The sequence below is a fragment of the Actinoallomurus soli genome (assembly GCF_024055715.1).
Taxonomy (GTDB): Bacteria; Actinomycetota; Actinomycetes; order Streptosporangiales; family Streptosporangiaceae; genus Actinoallomurus; species Actinoallomurus soli.
The window spans coordinates 133,333-153,854 of sequence record NZ_JAMXMV010000017.1; the positions used below are offsets into that span (position 1 = coordinate 133,333).

Here is a 20,522-nt window from a genome sequence, read left to right on the forward strand (position 1 = left end):
TCACCAGGTGAGCGGCAGGCTGTAGGCCCCGTAGATGACCATGTCGTCCCGCAGCGGCACGTCCTCGGGCGGCACGGCCGGCCGAAGACCGGGGAAGCGGGCGAAGAGCGCCGGGTAGGCGACCTTCATCTCGGAACGGGCCAGCTGCTGGCCCAGGCACTGGTGGAACCCGTGACCGAAGGCCACGTGCTGCGCCGGGGGCCGCGTGATGTCGAGCCGGTCGGGATCGGGGTAGTGCTCGGGATCGCGGTTCGCGGCGGACAGCGCGGCGACCACGGTCTCGCCCTCGCGTACGAGGTGCCCGCCGATCTCCACGTCCTCCCGGGCGACGCGCACGAGCCCGAACTGGATGATGCTGAGGTAGCGCAGCAGCTCCTCGACCGCGCCGTCGATCAGCTCCGGCCGCTCGCGCAGCGCCCGCAGCTGCTCCGGATGGGTCAGTAGCGTCAAGGTCCCTAGAGCCAGCATGTTGGCGGTCGTCTCGTGCCCGGCCACGAGCAGCAGCAGCCCGACGCCGGTCAGCTCCTCCGGCGTCAGCCCGTTGTCCGGGTCGTGGACCAGGCTGCTGAGCAGCGCGTCGTCGGGCTCGCGCCGTTTGCGGTCGATGAGGCCGCGGATGTAGTCCCAGATCGCGTCGCGGGCCGCGAAGATCGTGTCCCGGTCGGCGCCGACCTTGAGCAGCATGCTGGTCCAGTCCTGGAAGGCGGCCCGGTCCTCGTACGGCACGCCGAGCAGTTCGCAGATGACGAGGGAGGGGATCGGCAGCGCGAAGGCGGGGACCAGGTCGGCGGGCGGCCCGGTGCGCTCCATCGCGTCGAGGTGCTCGGCGACGATCTGCTCGATCCGCGGGGTCAGCTCGCGCATCCGCCGGGTGGTGAACCAACGGGTGAGGATCCGCCGGTAGCGCGTGTGCTCTGGGGCGTCCATGCTGATGAAGGACCCGGAGCGGAAGACGGGCTCGTCGGGGCGTATGGGGAACGCCCGCACCGGGGACGAGGCGCGCAGCCGGTCCGAGCTGAACCGCGGGTCCGAGAGGATCGCCCGGACGTCCTCGTGCCGGGTGAGCAGCCAGCCGACCTTGCCGTCCGGGAAGGAGAGCCGGCTGACCGGGTCCTCCTCCCGCAGCAGGCGGTACTCCCGGGGCGGGTCGAAGGGGCGCTCGCGGCGTGTCGGCAGCGACGGCGGCGTGGAAACGGACAAGGGGAACCTCCTCCGCTCAGGCCCGGCCCGCGGATACGACACCGGAGATGCGCCGGTCAGTGGTCGGCCGGTGTTCCCGGCGCCGGCCGCCCGCGGCCCTGTACGACCCGGACGGCGGCCGAGCGACATCTCCCACCCTATGCCGAGATATGTGTGTTTTACATAGATCGCCGGTCTGTTTTACCTTCGGGACCGCCCGGGCGGAGCCGGGCCGCCGACCCGGCGTCCCGGATCGCCTCGGCGGCGCCGGCCGCCTGCCGGACTCCCGCCTCGTACGACGCCGGGGAGGCGGCACGGTCGTGCAGGTCGGGCCCGAACGCCTCGATCGCCGCCCGGTCGGGGACGATCCGCACGGTGGGCGTCGCGGCCGCCGCCTCCGGCGGAAGGAGGTGGGCCAGCGGCTCGACGAGGATCACTGCCCCGGCGCCGGCGGCGAGGTCCGCGTTCACGCCCCCGGCCAGCGCGCCGTCCATGTACCGCCGGCCGCCGAGGGTGATCGGCGGGTAGACGCCCGGCATGGCGCAACTCGCCGCCACGGCGGACGCCAGTGGCGCGCCGTCGTCGCGGCTCCAGACCCGCCGCTCACCGGACTCGACGTCGACGGTCGTGATCAGCAGCCGGCCGTCCGGCCAGCCGGTGCCGGTCAGGGCGGCCATCCGGGACCGGTGTGCCTCCTCCTCGCCCGTCCCGGCGAGGGCGATCCGGCCGACCCGTCGTCGCGCCTCCACCGGGTCCAGGCTCCGGTCGCCCAGCACGGCGAACACCTCGTTCAACCGCGCCGGATCCACCACCGGGCCTGATGTCTCGGTGCCGGTCCGCGGCAGGGTGCCCAACCGTTCGAGGTCCCCGCCGGTCGCGAGCATCGCGCCGACGATCGCGCCCGCCGAGGTGCCGACGATCAGGTCGGCCTCCGCCGGGTCGACACCGGCCCGGCGCAACCCGACCATCAGGCCCGCCGTCCAGGCCGTGCCGACGACGCCGCCGGGCCCCAGCACCAGTGCCGTGGTCATGACTTCCGTCCTTTCGAGAAGTGGCGCGGCAGGAACAACGCGGGCGGCAGGGCCAGGGCCATCAGGACCACGGCCCAGACGTAGGTGTGCTGGAATGCGTCGGCCAGCGGAGGCGCGATCGCGTGCCTGGCCGGCGCGGGGAGCGACCGGACCGCGCCGATGCCCCGCTCGGCGGTGCCGGGCAGCCGGTCGCGCATCGCCCCGGCGAGGACGACCGAGATCAGCGCCGTGCCGAGCGCGGCGGAGACCTGCTGGGTGATGTTCAGCGCCGTGCTGGCGCCGGGAACCTCCTCGTTCGGGACGTTCCGGGTCGCCGCCGTCATCGCCGGCATGATCGTCATTCCCACCCCGACGCCCGTCACGGCGAGCGGCAGGAGGAGGTGCCAGTACGGCGTGTCGGCGTGGACCTGGGGGGTGAAGACGAGGAATCCGATGCTCGCCAGGGCGATCCCCACGGGGACCAGCCGCCTGGGGGACACCCTGTCGATCAGCCGGCCGGCGATCTGCATGGTGGTGCCGGTGGCCAGGACCTGGGGGATGCCGAGCAGCCCGGAGGCGGTCGCGCTCTGCCCCCGTACGACCTGGTAGTACAGCGGCAGCAGCAGCATCGACCCGAAATAGGCGCAGGTGAAGAACACCAGGGATCCGGCGGCGGCCGCGAACGACCGCCGCCGGAACAGCCGCAGGTCGATCAGCGGATGCCGGGCCGTCAGACCGCGGACGACGAACCCGGCCACCAGCGCGGCGCCCGCCAGAGTCGGGACGAGCACCTTCGCGGTGCCGAAGTCGCCGTGCTCACCCCCGGCGGTCAGCCCGTAGATCGCGATGGCCAGCCCCGGAGACAGCATCAGCAGGCCCGGAACGTCGAGGCGGTGCCCCGGCTCAGGCATGTCGGCCGGGAAGATCCGGCAGGCCAGCAGGAGCACCAGCGCCCCGAGCGGGAGGTTGATGAAGAAGATCCAGCGCCAGGAGGCGCTGTCGACCAGCCAGCCGCCGAGGATCGGCCCGGCCAGCGGCCCGATCAGGACCGGAATGCCCAGCACGCTCATCATCCGGCCCCGGCGTTCCGGGTCGGCGGCCCGGATGACGATCGTCATCGCCAGCGGCGTGATCATCCCGCCGCCGAGACCCTGCAGCGCGCGGAAGCCGATGAGCGAGCCCGTGTCCCAGGCGAGCCCCGCCAGCGCCGAGCCCAGGGTGAACACCCCGATCGACGCCAGGTAGGCGCGCTTCGCGCCGAACCGGCCGACCGCCCACGCCGTGGCGGGGATCACCGAGGCCAGCGCGAGGGTGTACCCGGTGGCCACCCACTGAATGGTCGCGACCGGCGCGTGGAAACTCTGGGAGAGCCGGCCGAGGGCGACGTTGACGATGGTCATGTCGATGACCGTCATGATCGATCCGAGCACGATGACCATGGCGACGGCCATCGGAGCGGGAGCGCCGCGCGGCGGCCGGGAGCGGGTGCCGGGCTGAGAGGTGGAGGCGGTCGTCATGGGAACATCCCCTTGGACATGAGGCTCGGCGTCAGGCGGCGTACGGGCGGACGGCGCGCGCCTCGCGCAGCGCGCGGGCCCACCACAGCAGCTGGTCGAGCAGGGCCTTGGCGGCCGCGTCGCACCCGGCCGGATCGACCGGCCGCCCCTCCGCGTCGAACCGCTCCCAGGCGCCGTGGAAGCTGACGGTCTCGCGGACCGTGACCGCGTGCACCTCGGCGAAGACCGGGCGAAGATGCTCGACCGCCCGCAGCCCGCCGGACAGGCCCCCGTACGACACGAAGCCGACCGGCTTGGCGTGCCACTCCGCGTGATGCCAGTCGATGACGTTCTTGAGCGAGGCCGGATAACTGTGGTTGTACTCCGGCGTCACGACGACGAACGCGTCCGCCGCGGCGAGGCGCGGCGTCACCCTCTCCAGCGCGCGGGCCGTCTCGGGCGCCGGCGCCGACCCGAACGCCGGGAACGTCAGCGGCAGCCCGACCTCGGCCAGGTCGATGACGTCGACCTCGACGTCCGTACGCTGCCGGGCCCGGTCCGCGAACCAGTCGGCGACGGTCGTACCGAACCGTCCTTCGCGGACGCTCCCGATGATGACGGCGACCCTGAACCGCTCGGTGCTCTCGGACATGAGGAAACCCCTGTTCGTCTCGATGGTGGTGGCACGACCGCCGGTGGGGCGGCCGTGGGCACCACCATCGGACTTAAACAAAGGTTCAAGTCAAGCTAGGCTGCCCGGTATGGATCACCAGCGCCCGAAGATCGCCAAGGAGCTGACGATCGGAGAGCTCTCCGAGCGCAGTGGCGTCGCCGCCTCGGCCCTGCGCTTCTACGAACGGCAGGGCCTCATCCACAGCCGCCGTACCAGCGGCAATCAGCGCCGGTACCACCGCACGACGCTGCGCCGGGTCGCCTTCATCCGCGCCGCGCAGAGCGTCGGCATGCCGCTCGACTGCGTCGGCCACGTCCTCAACATGCTGCCGCCGGACGCCGAGCTCACCCGCGACTTCTGGGTCGGCGTCTCCGAGTACTGGCAGCAGGAGGTCAACGAGCGCATCGCGAAGATGGAGCGAATGCGGGACCGGTTCACCGAGTGCATCGGCTGCGGCTGCCTCTCCTTCGAGCAGTGCACGCTCGTCAACCCGGACGACGTGCTCGCCGAGCAGGGCCCGGGCCCCCGCCGCCTCCTGACCCCCTGACCCGCGGCGTTCCCGGCGACCACGTGGACCGGAACCTGGCGACGAGAAGCGCTGCGGCGTGCCCTAACGTGTGACCGCCCTGTTCTGACTCACGTTGGCGAAACCCCAGGAGGCGGGCCGTGGCGGCACAGATTCCGCATGTCGAGTACGAGCGGCCCGGACGACGGCCCGTGGTGCTGGCCGTTCCGGGCACGTTGTGCGCGCCCGCGGTGTTCCGGCCGCTGGCGCAGCGCCTGGCCGGACAGGCCGATTTCGACGCGGTGTCCTGGATGACCGACTCCGGTCCCTGGGACCTCGGCACGGTCGCCGACCGGCTCGCCGCACACATCACACGGCGGCACGGCACGCCGGTGATCGTCGTTGGGCATTCCACCGGCGGCGCCATCGCGCTGCGCCTGGCGGCCGGACACCCCGGGCTGGTGGCCGCCCTACTCCTTGTCGACACCGGCGCGCACATGCGCGGCCATGGCGACGTGGACGCCATCGTGGCCTCGCTGACCACGGACTGGGGTCCGCAGCTGCACGCCAGGGTGCTGGACCGGTCATTCGCCACGCCACCCGACCCGGCCTTCCGCGACGAACTGCTCGCCTACGCCGCCTTGGTCCCCGTCCAGGCCGCGCTGGACGCACTGCGCAGTCAGCGGGACCTGGATCTCACCCCGGCACTGCCCGAAATCGATTGTCCGGTCACCGTGCTGCACGGCCTGCACGATCCGACGAGAACGCCGGACCAGGCACGGGAACTGGCCGAGGCGATCCCGGGCGCGCGGCTGCGCCTGCTCGACACCGGACACACCCCGGTCTACGAGGACCCGGACGCGGTGGCCGTCGAACTGCTCAACCTGCTCGCGCGCCGCAAGGAAGCCTGACAACGGTTCCGTGCCCAGGAAACGGTCGAGGGCCCCGGTGCCTGCTCACCGTCGCTGGTGTACGGCCGTGGATTTCGGTTGTCTGAACGACGAAGACTCTCGGCGCTGAGCATGTCGAAACCACCGCGGCGGCGATACGGCGAGGCTGGCGGGCTGGGCGGCCGGCGGCGGCTCATGGCTGCGCGGGCCCAAGGCCCAGGCCACTACCACGGCGACTGGGTTCACCTACGTTGTTCGGCCGCCTCGTGGCGTTGTGTCAGCGACAAGTCGGCCGCTGGCCCCCCTGCCCCGTTCGATCCGCCAGCCTGCGGGCAGAATGTGGTTTCGCCCAACGTCAGTCATCCTGGCATCGGCCAATTCCGGGGGGTGATCAAAATGTGCCTTATCGAAATCAACGATCCCCCCGAAGGCTGCTCCCCGAAAGCAGGCGGCCTGACCGAAGACCGCTCGGCCGAAGTAAGCATCGCCGTTGAACTTGGTGCCGCGGTATCCCGTCCCGCCGACCAGCGTCTCTCCGATGAAGTAGGAGACGTCGGGCTGGGCCGCGGTTCTGAACCAGGCGCCTTCTTTGAAGGTCGCACCTATGAATGAAACGCTGCTGCCATTGAAAATTGCGCCGCCGAAGAAAGCGGAGTTGAAGGACGCTCCACCGAAAAATGCGCCATCGGCGAAGGTCGCCTCTTCAAACTGGCCGCCCGTGCCGAAGGTAGAGTCGCCGAAGAAGGCGCGGTTGGTGAAGGTGGCGCGTGTGAAGTCAGCGTAACCGGCGAAGACCGCCTTGGTGAAATCGGTGCTGCCCACGAAGTTGGTGCGGGTGAAGTCGGCGCTGGTCAGCGCACAGTTTCGAAGGCTGAAGGTGATGAGGGTAGCGCCGACGAGGTCCAAGGCCAGCCCCGCCCAGTGAACCTCGGCGTTAGAGTTCAAATGGGTACGCAGGATGCGCTGCGCGGCAAGGCGAACCTCGCGTTCTTCGGCTGCGGTGTGTCCAGTCGACGAGGCTTCCAATTCGGCGCGGTACCTGCCGATCCCCAGCAAGCCCCAGGCCGAATGACGCTGCTTATCCGGCCGGTCGACTGAATCATGAGGAGTGTAGGGCATCCGTAGATAGGCGCAGATTATATTGACGATGGTCTGTCGGTGAGAGGAGTTGTCGTTGGCGAGCCGTTCGAGCGTGTACAAGGCGGTGAGGCGGACGGGCGCCTTGTCGGAGCCCAGTTGCTCGGCGGCGGCGTTGTACAACTCCGTGATCCGGCGTTCGGCCGCATCGCGATCGGCCAACGCGGCCGCGACCTCCTGATGACGCTGCCGACGGAACGCCAGCATCAGCCCGGCTGCCGCGCCGGCGCCGCCGCCGGCGGCCAGGCCGGTCCTGACCGCATCGACCTTGACCTTCGCCCGCTCCGTCCCTGCCGGCACCTCGGCCGCCACTTCGAGCAGCAAGGCGGTGGTCACCCAGATCGCCGCTCCGACAGCCGCCGCGGCGGCCAGAATCCAAAAGCCGGCCGCAAGCGGTCGTATGCGTAGGCGTCTCAAGGCCTGATTGCCTGATCGCGGAACAACCCGGCGTCGTCGAATCGGTGTCAGCACCAGTCACCACCATGCATCGCGGCAGTACCGTGAAGACCATCTCAGATCAGACGATTCACCCCGACAAGGCGTTCGAACCTGTCGCCTCTGGCGATCTCCGTCGCAGTCCAGAGAGAGCGTTCCGCCGGTTGGATGTCGTCGGTGGGCGGTTGCGTCGATCGGCCGTCATCGTGGCGTGGCCTGGAACGCTCGGCGGTAGGCGCCGGGCGTCGTGCCCAGGACGTTCAGGAAACGCCTGCGGAGGTTGGTTGCCGAGGAGAGACCGACGCGGCGGGCAATGGCGTCCAGCGGGAGATCGGTGGACTCAAGGAGGTCCTGGGCTCTGGCGACGCGCTGGGCGAGCAGCCACTGCCCTGGGCTCGTGCCGAGCTGTTCGACGAACCGCCGGGTGAGGGTACGCGCTGAGACGCCCGTATGCGCGGCCATGGTCTCGACGGTCATCGTTTCGCTCAGTCTTTCGGCGATCCACTCCAACAGCGGCGCGAGGGTGTCGTCGATCTGGGTGGGATGTGGCGGTGCCGAGTACTGCAACTGGCCGCCCTCGCGATGGGGCGGCATGACCATGGTTCGCGCGATGTGGGCGGCGTACCGGGCGCCCTGGTCCCGGCGTACGAGGTGTATGCACAGGTCGAAGCCCGCCCCGGCGCCCGCGCTGGTGGCGACGTCACCGTGGTCCACGTACAGTACGTCCGAGTCGACCTGGATGTTCGGGAAGCGCGCGGCGAGCTCGTCGGCCTGCGCCCAGTGCGTGGTCGCCCGTCGTCCGTCCAGCAGTCCGGCGTGCGCGAGCGCGAAGGCGCCGGAGCAGATGCTGACCACCCGCGCGCCACGGGAGTGCGCGCGGCGGAGCGCCCGGAGGACCGCAGGTGAGGGTGGCTTGTCGATGGGCAGCCAGCCCGGGATGATCACGGTGTCCGCCCGGTCGAGCGCGTCCAAGCCGTCGGTGACGAGCATGTCGTACGCCGCGAGCGTCGCCACCGGGCCGGGACGTTCCGTGCACACGCTGAAGGCGTACCGCGCCGGAAGTACCGGCCGCTCGATCCCGAAGACCTGCGCCGCGCAGGCGAGTTCGAAGGTCGATTGCGGTGGGCGGACGAGTGCCGTTACGCGATGCATGGCGGAAAAGTACCGCTCCACGTCTTTCCTGACACTCGGCGCGGTGGTGGTCGCCCCGCCAGGCTGGCCCCATGACGACAGAACAGAGCACCGCTGCCTACGTGTGGTCCAACGTCCAGGACGCACCGGTCCGTGAACTCTTTCCGGGCATCCGTCTGCGCCCGCTGTGGAAAGGGGGCAATGGTGCGGGGGCCTACGTGCTGGAGATGGACGCGAACACCTGCTGGCAGGGGATCGACGTCCACGAACCAGGTCCCGAGGAGGTCTTCGTCGTCTCCGGCATCTTCAACGACGGCGAGCGCGACTACCCGGCAGGCTCTTTCATCCACGCTCCGGCAGGCTCCTCACACGTCCCCCAGACGGCGACGGGCTGCACGCTTTTCCTGTTCTACCCGGAAGGCTAACGAGCCGTCCCCTCTGAGCCTTCGCGCCGCCATACCGCCTGCCGGTGGACTCCGATCGCTGCTGGCCAGCAGCAGGGCCCGCGCGTAATCCTCGGTCTGAAACGGCGCTGGAATGATCTGGCCTTGGTAGATCCGGATCACCCCGGCGATGGCCTCGTATCCGATGACCGACTGAGCCCAGTCGGGATTGTGGCCTTTCTGGGCGTACCAGAGGAGCAGTTCGAAGAGGCCGCCGGTCTGGAAGTGGCAGTCGAGGATCTTCGCCTGTCTCTCGTCGATCTTTCTCCGGCCGGCTTCGACGTTGGAGACGGTCGATGGTGCGGCGGTGGCGATCTTTCCCCACTGCACCAGCGAGAGGCCGTTCTTCTCGCGCTCCCATCGGAGCAGGTAGGCCAGCATGTGCCAGAGAGACGTCCTTGGGTTGAGCGGAGCGCGTACGGCCGTCATTGACTCTCCCGTTGTGTCCGGCGTGAGCGGCTATTACGGAGAGTGGATCCTCTGAGACGCAGCGCAGCGGAATCCCGAAAACTCGCCTAGACGGGCACTCCGGCCCCATACCGTGACCGCTCTAGACCGCTCTAGACCGCTCTAGACCGCTCTAGACGACTCGCCGGTTCCTCACCCGGCCGCGCCGCGTTTCGGGGCCGCGCGGACGTGCGCGCGTTCGCCCTGTTTCCCGATAAGGCTCAGGAACTCGACCGGGCCGGCGCTGGTGGCCCCGAACCAGTGCGGGATGCGTGTGTCGAACTCCGCGGCCTCCCCGGGCCTGAGGAGGAGGTCGTGCTCCCCGAGGACGAGACGCAGCGTTCCGTTGAGGACGTAGGCCCAGTCGTAACCCTCGTGGGTGCGCAGCTCGGGCTCGGCGTCGTCGCTTCCGGCCGGCAGGACGAACTTGTACGCCTGAATCCCTCCGGGCCTGCGGGTCAGCGGCAGGATGACCACGCCGTCGCCGCAGGAGATGGGACGCAGGTTGACGCGGGGATCGCCGGTCGGTGGCGCGTCGACGAGCTCGTCCAGCGTGACCCCGTACGCGCGGGCGAGCGGCAGCAGCTGCTCGAGCGTGGGGCGCCGCAGCCCCGCCTCCAGCCGGGACAGGGTGCTGGTGGAGATGCCGGTCTCCGCCGCGAGATCGGCGAGCGTGACGCCCTGGTGCAGCCGGAGGTGCTTCAACCTCGGTCCCACGGCGTCGAGAGTGCGCTCGAAGGCTTCGTCCATCCCCCCAGTTTGCCATTCGGCAACAACGTTTGCGGATTTGCGGCGTTCGTCTGCACCATGACCAGCGCGAACAAGGAGGACGATCTATGACGTACGACTTCGACAAGGACTTCTGGGAGCGGCACTGGCAGCAGGGGCGCGTCGAGGGACCGGGGACCATGGGCGGCAACCCGCCGAACCCGTACCTCGCGCGTGAGACCGGCGGCCTGACACCGGGCACGGCACTGGACGCGGGCTGCGGCGGCGGCGCCGAGGCGATCTGGCTCGCCTCTCACGGCTGGCACGTCACTGCGGCCGACATCTCGGCCGAGGCCCTCGCCCGCGCCGCCGAACGCGCGACGGCGAGCGGGGCCACCGAGCGCCTGCGGTGGGTCGAGGCCGATCTGAGCGTCTGGCGCCCCGACGCGCCGTACGACCTGGTCATGACCCACTACGCCCACCCGGCGATGCCGCAGCTGGAGTTCTACGACCGCATCGCCGCATGGGTGGCTCCCGGCGGCACGCTGCTCATCGTGGGGCACCGGCACGGCCCGGGCTCCACCGGCCACGGGCACCACCCGCCCGCCGAGGCGTCGGTCACCGCCGCGGCCATCACCGCGCGCCTGGACGGCGAGACGTGGGAGATCGTCACCGCCGAAGAGCCCTCCCGCACGCTCACCGGCCCCGAGGGCCGGGCGGTCCACCTCGACGACGTCGTCGTACGCGCCACCCGGCGCCGCTGAATCCACGATCCGACGGCGCCGGGGCACGCTGATCCGGCGCCGACACCCCCTGCCCGCGTGAGAGGAATGCCATGAGTACGAGCCCGTCCACGGACGCGAGAGTCCCCGACCCGGTCATCCACGATGCGCGACGACGCCGGACGGTCCTGGTCGCGGTCTGTGTCGCGCTGATGGCGGTCATCGCCTCGGTGTCCGGGCTGAACGTCGCGCAGCCGGAGCTCACCGCCGCGTTCGGCGCCTCCCAGTCCGAGGTCCTGTGGTTCATCAACATCTACGCGATCAGTCTGGGCGCGTCGCTCCTGCCGCTCGGCGCGCTGGGCGACCGGTGGGGTCGCAGACCGGTGCTGCTCGCGGGCCTGGTCGTCTTCGGAGCGGCGAGTGCGGCGGCCGGCCTCGCCCCGTCCTCCGGGGTCATGCTCGCCGCGCGCTTCCTGAGCGGGGTGGGGGCGGCGATGATCATGCCGGTCACCCTCGCCGTCATCACCTCGACCTTTCCGGAGGAGGAGCGCTCCAAGGCGATCGGCGTGTGGACCGGCGTCGCCGGCGGAGGAGGCATCCTGGGGATGTACCTGTCGGCGGTCCTGGTCGACGTGGCGAGCTGGCGGTGGTTGTTCGTCCTGCCGGTCGTGCTCGTCGTCGTCGCGGTCGTCATGACCCTGCGTTCCGTCCCGAACTCCCGGGAGGCGTCGGGGCACGCGTTCGACACGGTCGGGTCGCTGGCATCCGTCGTCGCGGTGGTGGGGCTCGTCCTCTTCCTCCACGAAGGTCCCGAACGCGGCTGGACCGCGCCCGCGACGCTGCTGAGCCTCCTCGTCGGTGTCCTCGCCGCCACCGGATTCGTGGCATGGGAGCTGCGCCGGCCGGCTCCGCTCCTCGATGTCCGCCTGTTCCGCGAGCGAGGTCTCGCGAGTGGATCCGTGTCGCTTCTGACGGTCTTCGGCGTGCAGGCGGGGATCTTCGTGGTCCTGTTCCCGTACTTCCAGGCGGTGCTCGGCTGGTCCGGCCTGCGCTCCACCCTGGCGCTGATGCCGATGGCGCTGCTGATGATGGTCGCCTCCGGCCTCGCCCCCAGGGTGGCCGTGCGCCTCGGCAGTCGCTCGACGATGGCCGCGGGGATCCTCCTGAGCGGCGCCGGGCTGGTCCTCATGGCGACCTTCGTCTCCGTCGACGGCGGCTACCTGTCGATCCTCCCCGGCATGCTCGCCATGGGACTCGGCATGGGCCTGACGATGACGCCCTCCACCGAGGCCATCACCAGCGCCCTGCCGCGTGAGCGGCAAGGCGTCGCGTCCGCGCTCAACGACGTCACCCGGGAGTTCGGCACCGCACTCGGTGTCGCGCTGCTCGGAGCGGTCCTGACCGCCGGCTACCGCGGCGCCATCGACACCCGGCTGCACGGAGTGCCGGACGACGCCGCCGCCACCGCCCGCGAAGGGGTCGTCAAGGCCCTCACGGCCGCCGGCAAGGCCGGTCCCCAGGCGCAGGCGCTGGCCCGAGCCGCCAAGGAGTCCTTCGTCGACGGCTGGCAGCGGGCCATGTGGGCCGGCGCGGCGGTCATGGGGGTCCTCTTCGTCTACGTTCTCCTGCGCGGTCCGCGGCAACGGCCCGAGGGTTCCGGCGGCGGCAGCCGTGAGCCGGACGACGCGCTCATCGACGCTCACTGACGCGCCGAAGCCCCGTTGTCCGACGAACGCCCGGTGCCGCCCGGGCCTCGTCGGCCACGGGCACCGTCCTCCCGCCGAGGCGGACCCTGACGGTTCACATCGCGACGACCGCGTTCTTGCCGCCGTCCACGGTCAGCACTGCGCCGTGGATGTAGGAGGCCCGGGGCGAGACGAGGAAGCGGATGGCCTCGGCCACTTCTTCCGGCCGGCCGCCTCGGCCCGCCGGCAAGCCGGCGAGATAGCCCCCGTACATGTCGCGCATGTGCTCGTTGATCGGGGTGAGGATGTAGCCGGGATCGACGGAGTTGACCCGCACGCCGCGCGGTCCGTACTCGGCGGTCCACGACTTCGTCAGCATGCTGAGAGCCGCCTTGGCGGCCTGGAAGGCGCTCGTTCCCGAGGCCGCCATGGTGGTGCTGAGGCTGCCGACGTTGACGATCGCTCCCCGGCCACGCTGGGCCATGGCGGGCGCGAACGCTCCCACCAGGATGTACGGCGCCTTCACGTTCAGGTTGAACGCCGTGTCGAACATCTCCTCTGACGTGTCCTCGGTCGGCGCGAAACCGCCACCGCCGGCATTGTTGACCAGCACGTCCAAGGGCGCGCCGTCGAGGGCCTCATTCGTCTCGGCGACCAGGCCGCGTACCGCGGCGGGGTCGTTGAAGTCGGCGACCAGGTCCACCGCCCGTCCTCCGGCCGCCTCGATCAGCTTCCGGGTCTCGGCGGCGCGGCCGCTGTCACGGCCGCAGACCACGATCGAGTATCCGTCTTCGGCCAGCCGTAGGGCGGTCTCCCGCCCGATCCCGCTCGTCGAACCGGTGACCATGGCCCACGAGCCTCGCGCCGCAGAAGCGCCGGGCATCGCTGTCTCACTCATGCGAGAATCTCGTCCTTACTCCGCAGGACCAGCCATTCCGGCTGGGTGATATCGGACACGTGCGTCTGGGACTGGTCGTCGTGGCGGCGGATGAACTGCATTGACGATTCGTCCACGGCAGGATGTGCCTGTTCGGCCACCCCGCCTCCCTTTCCAATCAGGTCACAGGCAGTCAGTATTCCGCACGGATGCCTGTGGCGCGCTCGCCGTACGCGCATCGGCCGGATGGGGCGACGGGTCGTCGCGGCGCGCCATCTGGGTAGAGTCGGGCGGTGCCCGAGCTAGAGAAGTTGCATGCCGGCCATGCCGCGGCGGTCCTGGCATTCGAGCTGGTGAACCGCGCCTACTTCGCTGCTTCGATCTCCGACCGCGGCGACGAGTTCTTCGACCGGTACCCCGACCGGCACAGCGCCTCGTTGGCCGAGCAAGAGGCCGGCATCTGTGCCTTCTACGTGCTCGTCGCCGATGACGGCTCGGTTCTGGGGCGGTTCAACCTGTACGACATCGAGGACGGCACTGCCAAACTCGGCTACCGGGTCGCGCAGCAGGTCGCCGGCCGCGGTGTGGCGACCGCGACCGTCCGGGAACTGTGCCGGATCGCGGCGACGCGGCACGGGCTGCGCACGCTGCGGGCGGCCACCTCCCACGCCAACGTCGCGTCCCAGAAGGTGCTGACCAAGGCCGGGTTCGTCCCGGTCGGCCCGGCCACCCCGGCCGATCTCGGCGGTAAGCCGGGCACCTGGTACCAGCGCGACCTCCAGCCATAGATCTTGATCGCGCCGGGGGACCGGCTGCAGAGCCGGCGGTGGTCAGCCTCGGAGGATTCCCTCCAGGAAGGCGCCGGCCAGGACGTGTCCTTCCACGTGGGGGAGCAGCCGCTGCAGATCCACGTCGGTCGCGTCGTCGACCATGACCTCGTCCAGGGCGAAGAGGTGGAAGCCGTAGCGGTGCACGCCGTGGCCCGGCAGCGGGCGCGGGCCCTGGTAGCCGGTGCGGCCGCGATGGTCGGGCAGGTAGCGGACGCGGGGATTGTCCGGCGTGAGCGCTCCCTCCTCGACGTACGCCGGGTCGGGTGGGAGGAGAGCGGCGAGGTGGAGGCCGGGCCGGGCCGTCGGCACGTCGATGTCCTCCATGACGAGGAGGAGCTGGGCCGTGCCCTCGGGCAACCCGGCCCATCGCAGCTCGGGGGAGAGGTTGGGCCCCAGATCCATCGTGGCGTGCCGGAGGGGGATCGTCCCGCCGTGGTCGAAGGAGGGGGAGGTCAGCTCGAACGTCCGCGGCGCGGCGAGCTCGGGGGCGTTCCGGACGCTGTGCTCGGTGCCGGCGCGTTTGCGGCGCAGGAGCATCCCGAGGGGGGTCAGCAGCAGCGCGAGGATTCTGAGGTGCACAGGGGGGCCTTCCTTTGTCGGATGCGGAGTCGCCGGAGGGCTCTGGGAGGCCGAGGCCCGCTCCCCGCGCCTTCCGGCGACGCTGATCGGGACTCGGCGGTCCAGGGCGGTGACCAGCGCGGTGAACGCGCCGAGACCCACGACGACCCAGCCCAGGTGGTGAAAGCCGGTGTCAGTGACCCGGTCGCCGAAGGCGATCCCGATGAGGCTGGAGGAGAAGATCGCGCCGATGTAGGCGAAGGTGCGGAACAGGCCTGAGGCGACGGCGATGCCGTCGGCCGGTGTCTGCACGTACAGGGTGGTCTGGTTGGCGAGGTTGCTCAGGCCGTTGGTGCACCCGAACAGCACGGTCATGGCCAGGGGGAGACCGATCCCGGCATCGTGACGGGCGGCCGCCATCGTCAGCCCGCCGCCGGCCATGGCGAGCGCGCCGAGCGTCAGGGGCCGGCGGACCCAGCCGCGCTTCGCGACGACGCGGGCGAGAACCATGCTGACCAGCGAGAGCGGCAGCATGATCACCCCCACCCGGGAGGAGCCGTAGCCCGCGCTGCCCTCGAGCCACTGGGTGATGGCGTATATGGCCGTGTAGACCCCGAGGCCCGTCGTCGTCTGGCGCAGGTACGTGCGCCGCAGCGCGCCGCTCCGCGCGAGAGCGCGCACGTCGATCAGCGGCGACACTGCGCGGCGCTCCCAGAGGACCAGCGCGGCGGCCGTCGCCGCCGCGAGGCCGGCGAGCGGCCACGCGGGCCGTTCGAGGTCGTCGAGGAAGATGAGCAGGCTCACGACGCAGGCGGCGAACAGGACGATGCCCGCGAGGTCGACATCGGCGAGGATGCCGGTGAGACCCCGGCTCCGGCGGGGCGGCGGATCCTGCTCGACCTGGCGGGCCGCGAAGCCGAGCGTGATCAGGGCGAGGGGAACGTTCACGAAGAACAGTGCCCGCCAGCCGAACACCCCCGCCAGCACGCCGCCGACCGGCAGCCCTACGACGGTCACGACCTGGGACGCGATGGAGAAGTTGCCCAGCACCACGCTCGGAACGCCGGTGGCCAGGCGCTCGGCGCGGCGCCGTACCAGTGCCATCGCCGACGGGTAGCAGGCCGAGGAGCCGACCCCGATCAGGGCCCGCGACAGCAGCAGGAGGCCGAAGGCCGGGGCGAGACCGCCGATGACACCGCCGACCAGCAGGATGGCCACACCGGTCAGGAAGATCCTGCGCGGACCGTACAGGGTGGCGAGCTTGCCCATGGTGGGCTGCATGACCGCGCTGCACAGGTAGAGCACAGCGACCAGGCCCGCCGCCTGCCCCGGGCCGACGTGGAAGTCGGCCGCGATCGCTGCCAGCCCGGTCGCGATCATCGAGCTGTTGACCGGGTTCAGGGTGGTTCCCAGCATGAGCGGCAGCGTGAAGCGCAGGCCGAACGCGGCCTCGGGCGCCCGCGCGGGCGGCCCGTCGGGCTTCGCCGTGTCGCCGGCCAGGGGGAGGGGGTCGGGCATGGGACCTCTTCAGTCCGTGACGGAAGGCGTCGGGGACGGCCCGCCACGTAGCTCTTTTGTATAACTAAGGATTTTTCTTTTGGCATACTAAGGACTCATGGATGAGCGGGCAAGTGGACCGTTGAGCGGCGACCATGACGTGCCGGAGCTGGGCACCGCGCTGCGCGCCGCGGTCGCCCGCGTCTACAGCCGCTTCCGATCCGAGCGCGCCGAAGGCGAGATCGGCGACGCCGCCGTGCTCGCCCTGGCCGCTCTGTGCAAGCACGGACCCCTCACGCTCACCGAGCTCAGCAACCGTGCGCGCGTCACCCCGGGTTCGATGAGTCAGACCGTCAACCGACTCGTCGCCGGCGGCTACGCGACCCGCGAGAAGGACCCGTCCGACGGGCGCCGCGTCCTGTTCGTGCCCACGCGCGACGGCAGGGCTCAGGCCGACGCCGCCCTCGCCGCCCGGCAGGACTGGCTCAACCGCCAACTCGCCCGGCTCGACCCCGAGGAGCGCGCCACCCTCGCCCGCGCGGCGGACCTGTTGAGTCGCATCGCCGACTCCTGACCTCCGGCCGGTCGGCCGGTGACGCTATTCCTCTCCGGCCGATAGAGGCAGGGTGCCCGCGGTGCTGCGATCCTCCGATGAGGGAGGAGCGGCGGCGCGGGCCCAGACCCATTTGCCGCGGTAGGACGGGTCGGCGCTCGGATCGGCGGGATCGGGGCGGTATCCCCACTCCAGGGCGAGTGCGTCCACGATCTGCAGCCCCCGATGCCCGTTCGTGTCGAAGTCGAGGTCGGTCGGATCGCCGAGGGCCGGGTCGGCTGTGGGGGGCGGTGCGGGACGGCCCGGACTGCGGTCCCACACGGCGATGTAGAGCGCGCCGTACTCCCAGCGGCATACGAAGCGGATGATCTCGCCGGGAGTCGCTTTCACGGCATTCGTCACCAATTCGGCTGCTATAAGAGCCGCGTCGTCTGAAATGTGAGAATAGTTCCACTTTTTGAGGCGACGCATCAGCAACGTGCGCGCGAAGCCGGGTGCCGTCGCGCATGCGGGCATGCATATCCGGATATCTTCGGTCATTGCCGCCGCCGTTCCTCTGCTTGCCGTGATTCTAGATTCTTCTGCCGAGGAAGGCGCCTTCTGGGGCTACGATCGAGCGTGTCCGCCGGGCGGCACCTGACCTTGCCATGGCCGATGGCTCATCGAACCCGGCCGGGATGAGACGAAGGCCGGACTCGGTTCACTCGTAGCCATCGATCGCGGTGAGACCGTCGAGGCCGAGATCCGCCAGGCATGGCACCGTTCGCGTGAAGTACCAGGCGAGGTCGGTGACCTCGGGCGCCCCGGGCAACTCGCGCCGATTCGCTCCCGGCTCAATCGTTAGACTCGATCGGTCGTCGTGGAACAACAGATTGATGCCAGTGCCGTCCGGCAGCCAGAGAGCGATCGCGGTCGGTGAGCCCTGCGAGAGATCATCATCCATCTTGCGTACGACATCGTCGTAGTCGGCGGCGACGCAGAGATTCCAATCGAAGTCACCGGTCATAAAATTGATCTTGCCATCGAAAGTGCTATCGTGTGCGGCCTGCCAGCCTGCGGAAGCGAGACGTTCGAGCACGCGCGCGACGCTCAACTGCGATCCGAACTGTAGATCAATGCTTCTCGAACGCCCCATCGCCTGCCATCCTTTCTGTCGCGTCTTATGGTATCACGCGATAAGGGATCCCCTTTTTGTTCAGCCAGTTCATCACCTTTTCGGGGATTGGGTTCTCTGAGATTATTTCGAACCCCACCCCTTCGTGCTGGGTGATCTGTAGCTGATTCCCGGTTTGGGATAGGAATTTATTGTAATCTTTCTGATTCTCGAGTATTCGTTTCCAGTACTCGCCTGACTTGGCCTCGAACCATGTTTGTCCTTGTGTGCCGACGTATTTACCGTCGAACTGCCTGTTGGCCGCCTTGAACGACTCCTCTCCGCCCAGCTTTTCTCTCAAGTACTTCTCGTACGCGATACCTCGCTTGGCCGGGGTGTCCGCGGTCTTGGCGAGTTCGGAGTCGGCGAACGTCTGTGCCCTGTCCAACTCCTTGCCCAGCGCGCGGCCGACCGTCTTGTCGAATCCGGCTTTCACCACCGTGACGATCTTCGTGTCGGCGATGGCTTTGAGAAGGTCGGCGAGTGTTTCGCGGATGGCCCAGCGTGTGGCGATGCCGGTGACGGAGCGGAGCATGAAGGCGCCGGCACGGCGAAGAAGGGGCCCCAGCGCCCTCCGTAAGAGGCCTGCGGCCGCTTCGGCGCTGAGCAGGATGATGATCTCGGCGATGTGCTCACCAGTGACGATCTTGGTGGCATCGCGAATGGCCTGCGCGTACTCGTGACAGGCATGGGCCAGGGCCTGGCACATGGTGGACAGGCCGGACAGGACGGTGGTGGAGTCGGCGGGGCGGTAAAGGGTGGCCCAGTAGTCGGCGACCGCGCTGTGTTCGGCGTTGTCCGCGGGATCGAGGATCGTGGTGATGGTCCAGTCGAGCCACGATGCGATCTGTCCGATCTCCTTCGCGGCCTCGCTCCAGGCGTCGCCCGTCTGGTCGAACATCTGGGGGTTGCCCTGCGGCCAGTCGTCCGAAGTGCCGATGAGGTCGTCGACCCATCCGGGCAGATGTGGAAGTCTGACGCGAATGAGCGGCACGGTGGTGTGCGGCGCCCAGCTCATCGCTCCGATCACCGACGGAGGGGCGGCGGCCACGGCGAAGTTCTGTGTCACCGGATGCACCGGATACTGCGGCGGTGGGTCGCCGGGGTTGTCGGCGCGCGAATGGTGGTCGGCGGCCAGATGATTGTTGATCGTCTGGGTCAGCCCCAGTGAGGTGCCGCCCAAAGCCTCGATCGCGGTGTGGAACGCCTGGAAGGCGGCCTTCGCCGCCGGATCATAGAACGCCGCTAATTGATGGGCCGCCTTGTCGAATCCCGCCATCCCCGCCGAGTGCGCGGCCAGCTTCTGCGACAGCGTCGTATACGTCCTGATCAGATCCTGCTGCCCGGTTGCGAAGTTGGCCGCCGCCCGATCCACCGTCTCCGGTGTGATGTCCACTCGCGGCGCCGGAGGAGGCGACTTACGCGGTGTGCTCATGCCGTAGGCCACATCACGGGTCTCGCGAGCAGGCCGTACTGATCCCCGATGAGCCATTGATGCGCTCGGCCACCGTTCGTGCCCCCCTCAGCGCGATGCACTGGCTGATCAGAATCACCGCATCGCCGCTTGACTGTCAAGGGCGGGAAACCGGAGCCGGTCAGAGGGCGTTCATGCGCTGGTTCAGGCGGTGGACGCAGGGAGCGATGTTCAGCAGCCGGGGCCGGGGGCCGCGGCGGGAGCCGGGGCCCACGAGGATGCGCCAGCCGGAGACGTCGATGAAGTGAAGGCCCTCGGTGTCGACCGTCACGTTCCCCCACTCCGCCGCGACGCGGGCGAGCGCGTCGGCGAGGGCGGGGCTGTTGGTGACGTCGACGTCGCCCCTCAGAAGCACCGTGTCCGGGGGTGTCACCTGGATGATCCTGAGTTGGCGGTCCTCGTACAGGACGAGGCTCGCGCCCGGCATGATCGTTTCTGCCGTGTGTCCGTTACGTTCTGCCATGACGGCCACTAACATCACGAGGGTGCGCTCGTAGGGGCCGCCTGTTAATCCGCATGTCCCGAGCATGCCTGGAGGAGAGAACCACGTCAACCGATACCGGAAACGAACTTCCTGATTTGCGTCCCCGGGCAGCACGGTGACCGGCCCGAACGCGGATCGCATGAGGAGCACCATGGGCACGCCCGCGGATGGTGGACCCATCCGGCACTGGACCTTTCTGACGAATCACGCTCGCGTACTTCTGGAGATCGCCCGGAACCCACAGGCGAGGCTGCGGGACATGGCGGCCGTCGCGGGCATCACCGAGCGGGCCGCCCAGACGATCGTGACCGACCTCGAGGCCGCGGGTTATCTCACCCGGACCCGCGTCGGCCGGCGCAACCACTACACGATCGATCCGACACGTCGCTTCCGTCATCCGGCCGAGGCCGATCACCGTATCGAGGGTCTGCTCTCCCTGTTCACGCACCGGGAGGAGAGCCGGGACCCCGAGTAGGGGCCGTTCTCGTCGATCGAACCGGCGATCGAGGGGTTCGCGAGCGCGCCGCCCCGGGACCTCGCCGACCCGGCTCGAGGCCCGCACGGCCATCGCTTTACCGAAGCCGGGCCGACCTGGGCATTGACTACGCGGTTATCGTCGCGCACCGTCGAGAGTG

Annotated in this window: 23 protein-coding genes; 8 read left to right on the top strand and 15 right to left on the bottom strand. The window is 69.6% G+C overall.

Going from position 1 to position 20,522, the window contains the following annotated elements:
* The 4 genes from NDW01_RS32440 to NDW01_RS32455 form a co-directional block, all read right to left on the bottom strand.
* Positions 1 to 1,200 (bottom strand): cytochrome P450, encoded by a 1,200-nt coding sequence (locus NDW01_RS32440; RefSeq protein WP_252828164.1) that lies wholly within the window; start codon positions 1,198 to 1,200, stop codon positions 1 to 3.
* A 158-nt stretch (positions 1,201 to 1,358) separates the two neighbouring features.
* Positions 1,359 to 2,210 carry a patatin-like phospholipase family protein gene (locus NDW01_RS32445; RefSeq protein WP_252828165.1) on the bottom strand — a complete coding sequence of 284 codons (852 nt, stop codon included), beginning with the start codon at positions 2,208 to 2,210 and terminating at the stop codon, positions 1,359 to 1,361.
* On the bottom strand, positions 2,207 to 3,706 hold the full coding sequence (locus NDW01_RS32450) for a DHA2 family efflux MFS transporter permease subunit (protein ID WP_252828166.1): 1,500 nt from the start codon (positions 3,704 to 3,706) through the stop codon (positions 2,207 to 2,209). The genes NDW01_RS32445 and NDW01_RS32450 overlap by 4 nt, the downstream gene beginning before the upstream one ends.
* 31 nt (positions 3,707 to 3,737) lie before the next feature.
* Positions 3,738 to 4,337: an NADPH-dependent FMN reductase gene (locus NDW01_RS32455; RefSeq protein WP_252828167.1), complete on the bottom strand. Its 600-nt coding sequence runs from the start codon at positions 4,335 to 4,337 to the stop codon at positions 3,738 to 3,740.
* A gap of 109 nt (positions 4,338 to 4,446) precedes the next feature.
* Between NDW01_RS32455 and soxR the strand changes: the two genes are divergently transcribed.
* Together soxR and NDW01_RS32465 are read left to right on the top strand one after the other, a co-directional pair.
* Positions 4,447 to 4,905 (top strand): redox-sensitive transcriptional activator SoxR, encoded by a 459-nt coding sequence (gene soxR, locus NDW01_RS32460; protein ID WP_252828168.1) that lies wholly within the window; start codon positions 4,447 to 4,449, stop codon positions 4,903 to 4,905.
* A gap of 119 nt (positions 4,906 to 5,024) precedes the next feature.
* Positions 5,025 to 5,774, top strand: coding sequence for an alpha/beta fold hydrolase (locus NDW01_RS32465; RefSeq protein ID WP_252828169.1), 750 nt, complete (start codon positions 5,025 to 5,027; stop codon positions 5,772 to 5,774).
* 225 nt (positions 5,775 to 5,999) lie between these two features.
* Here the strand turns inward: NDW01_RS32465 and NDW01_RS32470 are convergent, their stop codons facing one another.
* Both NDW01_RS32470 and NDW01_RS32475 read right to left on the bottom strand, forming a co-directional pair.
* The gene (locus NDW01_RS32470; protein ID WP_252828170.1) at positions 6,000 to 7,226 is read right to left on the bottom strand and encodes a pentapeptide repeat-containing protein; all 1,227 of its coding nucleotides are present in this window, start codon (positions 7,224 to 7,226) and stop codon (positions 6,000 to 6,002) included.
* Positions 7,227 to 7,526: 300 nt separating this feature from the next.
* Positions 7,527 to 8,477: a helix-turn-helix domain-containing protein gene (locus NDW01_RS32475; RefSeq protein ID WP_252828171.1), complete on the bottom strand. Its 951-nt coding sequence runs from the start codon at positions 8,475 to 8,477 to the stop codon at positions 7,527 to 7,529.
* Positions 8,478 to 8,548: 71 nt separating this feature from the next.
* Between NDW01_RS32475 and NDW01_RS32480 the strand changes: the two genes are divergently transcribed.
* The gene (locus tag NDW01_RS32480) at positions 8,549 to 8,881 is read left to right on the top strand and encodes a cupin domain-containing protein (RefSeq protein WP_252828172.1); all 333 of its coding nucleotides are present in this window, start codon (positions 8,549 to 8,551) and stop codon (positions 8,879 to 8,881) included.
* On the opposite strand, the gene NDW01_RS32485 is transcribed toward NDW01_RS32480, so the two are convergent.
* Positions 8,822 to 9,280, bottom strand: a complete 459-nt coding sequence (locus NDW01_RS32485) for a Scr1 family TA system antitoxin-like transcriptional regulator (protein WP_252828173.1) — start codon at positions 9,278 to 9,280, stop codon at positions 8,822 to 8,824. The genes NDW01_RS32480 and NDW01_RS32485 overlap by 60 nt on opposite strands.
* A gap of 219 nt (positions 9,281 to 9,499) precedes the next feature.
* Positions 9,500 to 10,096: a helix-turn-helix domain-containing protein gene (locus NDW01_RS32490; protein WP_252828174.1), complete on the bottom strand. Its 597-nt coding sequence runs from the start codon at positions 10,094 to 10,096 to the stop codon at positions 9,500 to 9,502.
* A gap of 86 nt (positions 10,097 to 10,182) precedes the next feature.
* On the opposite strand from NDW01_RS32490, the gene NDW01_RS32495 reads away from it, so the two are divergent.
* Complete coding sequence (locus NDW01_RS32495; RefSeq protein WP_252828175.1) at positions 10,183 to 10,818, top strand: class I SAM-dependent methyltransferase; 636 nt, start codon at positions 10,183 to 10,185, stop codon at positions 10,816 to 10,818.
* A 71-nt stretch (positions 10,819 to 10,889) separates the two neighbouring features.
* Positions 10,890 to 12,482 carry an MFS transporter gene (locus NDW01_RS32500; protein ID WP_252828176.1) on the top strand — a complete coding sequence of 531 codons (1,593 nt, stop codon included), beginning with the start codon at positions 10,890 to 10,892 and terminating at the stop codon, positions 12,480 to 12,482.
* A gap of 94 nt (positions 12,483 to 12,576) precedes the next feature.
* Here the strand turns inward: NDW01_RS32500 and NDW01_RS32505 are convergent, their stop codons facing one another.
* Together NDW01_RS32505 and NDW01_RS32510 are read right to left on the bottom strand one after the other, a co-directional pair.
* Positions 12,577 to 13,359 (bottom strand): SDR family NAD(P)-dependent oxidoreductase, encoded by a 783-nt coding sequence (locus NDW01_RS32505; protein ID WP_252828177.1) that lies wholly within the window; start codon positions 13,357 to 13,359, stop codon positions 12,577 to 12,579.
* Positions 13,356 to 13,499: a hypothetical protein gene (locus NDW01_RS32510; protein WP_252828178.1), complete on the bottom strand. Its 144-nt coding sequence runs from the start codon at positions 13,497 to 13,499 to the stop codon at positions 13,356 to 13,358. Before NDW01_RS32510 ends, NDW01_RS32505 begins: the two co-directional genes overlap by 4 nt.
* Positions 13,500 to 13,631: 132 nt before the next feature.
* On the opposite strand from NDW01_RS32510, the gene NDW01_RS32515 reads away from it, so the two are divergent.
* Positions 13,632 to 14,126 carry a GNAT family N-acetyltransferase gene (locus NDW01_RS32515; RefSeq protein WP_252828179.1) on the top strand — a complete coding sequence of 165 codons (495 nt, stop codon included), beginning with the start codon at positions 13,632 to 13,634 and terminating at the stop codon, positions 14,124 to 14,126.
* 42 nt (positions 14,127 to 14,168) lie between these two features.
* On the opposite strand, the gene NDW01_RS32520 is transcribed toward NDW01_RS32515, so the two are convergent.
* Positions 14,169 to 16,244, bottom strand: coding sequence for an MFS transporter (locus tag NDW01_RS32520; RefSeq protein WP_252828180.1), 2,076 nt, complete (start codon positions 16,242 to 16,244; stop codon positions 14,169 to 14,171).
* Between the two features lie 97 nt (positions 16,245 to 16,341).
* Between NDW01_RS32520 and NDW01_RS32525 the strand changes: the two genes are divergently transcribed.
* Positions 16,342 to 16,797 carry a MarR family winged helix-turn-helix transcriptional regulator gene (locus NDW01_RS32525; protein WP_252828181.1) on the top strand — a complete coding sequence of 152 codons (456 nt, stop codon included), beginning with the start codon at positions 16,342 to 16,344 and terminating at the stop codon, positions 16,795 to 16,797.
* A gap of 24 nt (positions 16,798 to 16,821) precedes the next feature.
* Here NDW01_RS32525 and NDW01_RS32530 read toward each other — a convergent pair whose 3' ends face one another.
* From NDW01_RS32530 to NDW01_RS32545, 4 genes are all read right to left on the bottom strand, one after another.
* A complete protein-coding gene (locus tag NDW01_RS32530) occupies positions 16,822 to 17,316 on the bottom strand; it encodes an ATP-binding protein (RefSeq protein WP_252828182.1) in 495 nt (164 codons plus the stop codon).
* A gap of 160 nt (positions 17,317 to 17,476) precedes the next feature.
* Positions 17,477 to 17,911: a hypothetical protein gene (locus NDW01_RS32535; protein ID WP_252828183.1), complete on the bottom strand. Its 435-nt coding sequence runs from the start codon at positions 17,909 to 17,911 to the stop codon at positions 17,477 to 17,479.
* A 25-nt stretch (positions 17,912 to 17,936) separates the two neighbouring features.
* Positions 17,937 to 19,325 carry a WXG100-like domain-containing protein gene (locus NDW01_RS32540; RefSeq protein ID WP_252828184.1) on the bottom strand — a complete coding sequence of 463 codons (1,389 nt, stop codon included), beginning with the start codon at positions 19,323 to 19,325 and terminating at the stop codon, positions 17,937 to 17,939.
* 199 nt (positions 19,326 to 19,524) lie between these two features.
* Positions 19,525 to 19,866, bottom strand: a complete 342-nt coding sequence (locus NDW01_RS32545) for an STAS domain-containing protein (protein ID WP_252828185.1) — start codon at positions 19,864 to 19,866, stop codon at positions 19,525 to 19,527.
* A gap of 172 nt (positions 19,867 to 20,038) precedes the next feature.
* On the opposite strand from NDW01_RS32545, the gene NDW01_RS32550 reads away from it, so the two are divergent.
* Positions 20,039 to 20,362: a helix-turn-helix transcriptional regulator gene (locus NDW01_RS32550; RefSeq protein WP_256513598.1), complete on the top strand. Its 324-nt coding sequence runs from the start codon at positions 20,039 to 20,041 to the stop codon at positions 20,360 to 20,362.
* The last annotated feature ends 160 nt before the right edge of the window (positions 20,363 to 20,522 follow it).

Coding starts and splice junctions, on each gene's coding strand:
- NDW01_RS32445 (WP_252828165.1), bottom strand. CDS start 2,210: ATGACCACGGCACTGGTGCTGGGGCCCGGCGGCGTCGTCGGCACGGCC.
- NDW01_RS32450 (WP_252828166.1), bottom strand. CDS start 3,706: ATGACGACCGCCTCCACCTCTCAGCCCGGCACCCGCTCCCGGCCGCCG.
- NDW01_RS32455 (WP_252828167.1), bottom strand. CDS start 4,337: ATGTCCGAGAGCACCGAGCGGTTCAGGGTCGCCGTCATCATCGGGAGC.
- soxR (WP_252828168.1), top strand. CDS start 4,447: ATGGATCACCAGCGCCCGAAGATCGCCAAGGAGCTGACGATCGGAGAG.
- NDW01_RS32475 (WP_252828171.1), bottom strand. CDS start 8,477: ATGCATCGCGTAACGGCACTCGTCCGCCCACCGCAATCGACCTTCGAA.
- NDW01_RS32480 (WP_252828172.1), top strand. CDS start 8,549: ATGACGACAGAACAGAGCACCGCTGCCTACGTGTGGTCCAACGTCCAG.
- NDW01_RS32485 (WP_252828173.1), bottom strand. CDS start 9,280: ATGCTGGCCTACCTGCTCCGATGGGAGCGCGAGAAGAACGGCCTCTCG.
- NDW01_RS32490 (WP_252828174.1), bottom strand. CDS start 10,096: ATGGACGAAGCCTTCGAGCGCACTCTCGACGCCGTGGGACCGAGGTTG.
- NDW01_RS32495 (WP_252828175.1), top strand. CDS start 10,183: ATGACGTACGACTTCGACAAGGACTTCTGGGAGCGGCACTGGCAGCAG.
- NDW01_RS32500 (WP_252828176.1), top strand. CDS start 10,890: ATGAGTACGAGCCCGTCCACGGACGCGAGAGTCCCCGACCCGGTCATC.
- NDW01_RS32505 (WP_252828177.1), bottom strand. CDS start 13,359: ATGAGTGAGACAGCGATGCCCGGCGCTTCTGCGGCGCGAGGCTCGTGG.
- NDW01_RS32520 (WP_252828180.1), bottom strand. CDS start 16,244: ATGCCCGACCCCCTCCCCCTGGCCGGCGACACGGCGAAGCCCGACGGG.
- NDW01_RS32525 (WP_252828181.1), top strand. CDS start 16,342: ATGGATGAGCGGGCAAGTGGACCGTTGAGCGGCGACCATGACGTGCCG.
- NDW01_RS32530 (WP_252828182.1), bottom strand. CDS start 17,316: ATGACCGAAGATATCCGGATATGCATGCCCGCATGCGCGACGGCACCC.
- NDW01_RS32535 (WP_252828183.1), bottom strand. CDS start 17,911: ATGGGGCGTTCGAGAAGCATTGATCTACAGTTCGGATCGCAGTTGAGC.
- NDW01_RS32545 (WP_252828185.1), bottom strand. CDS start 19,866: ATGGCAGAACGTAACGGACACACGGCAGAAACGATCATGCCGGGCGCG.
- NDW01_RS32550 (WP_256513598.1), top strand. CDS start 20,039: ATGGGCACGCCCGCGGATGGTGGACCCATCCGGCACTGGACCTTTCTG.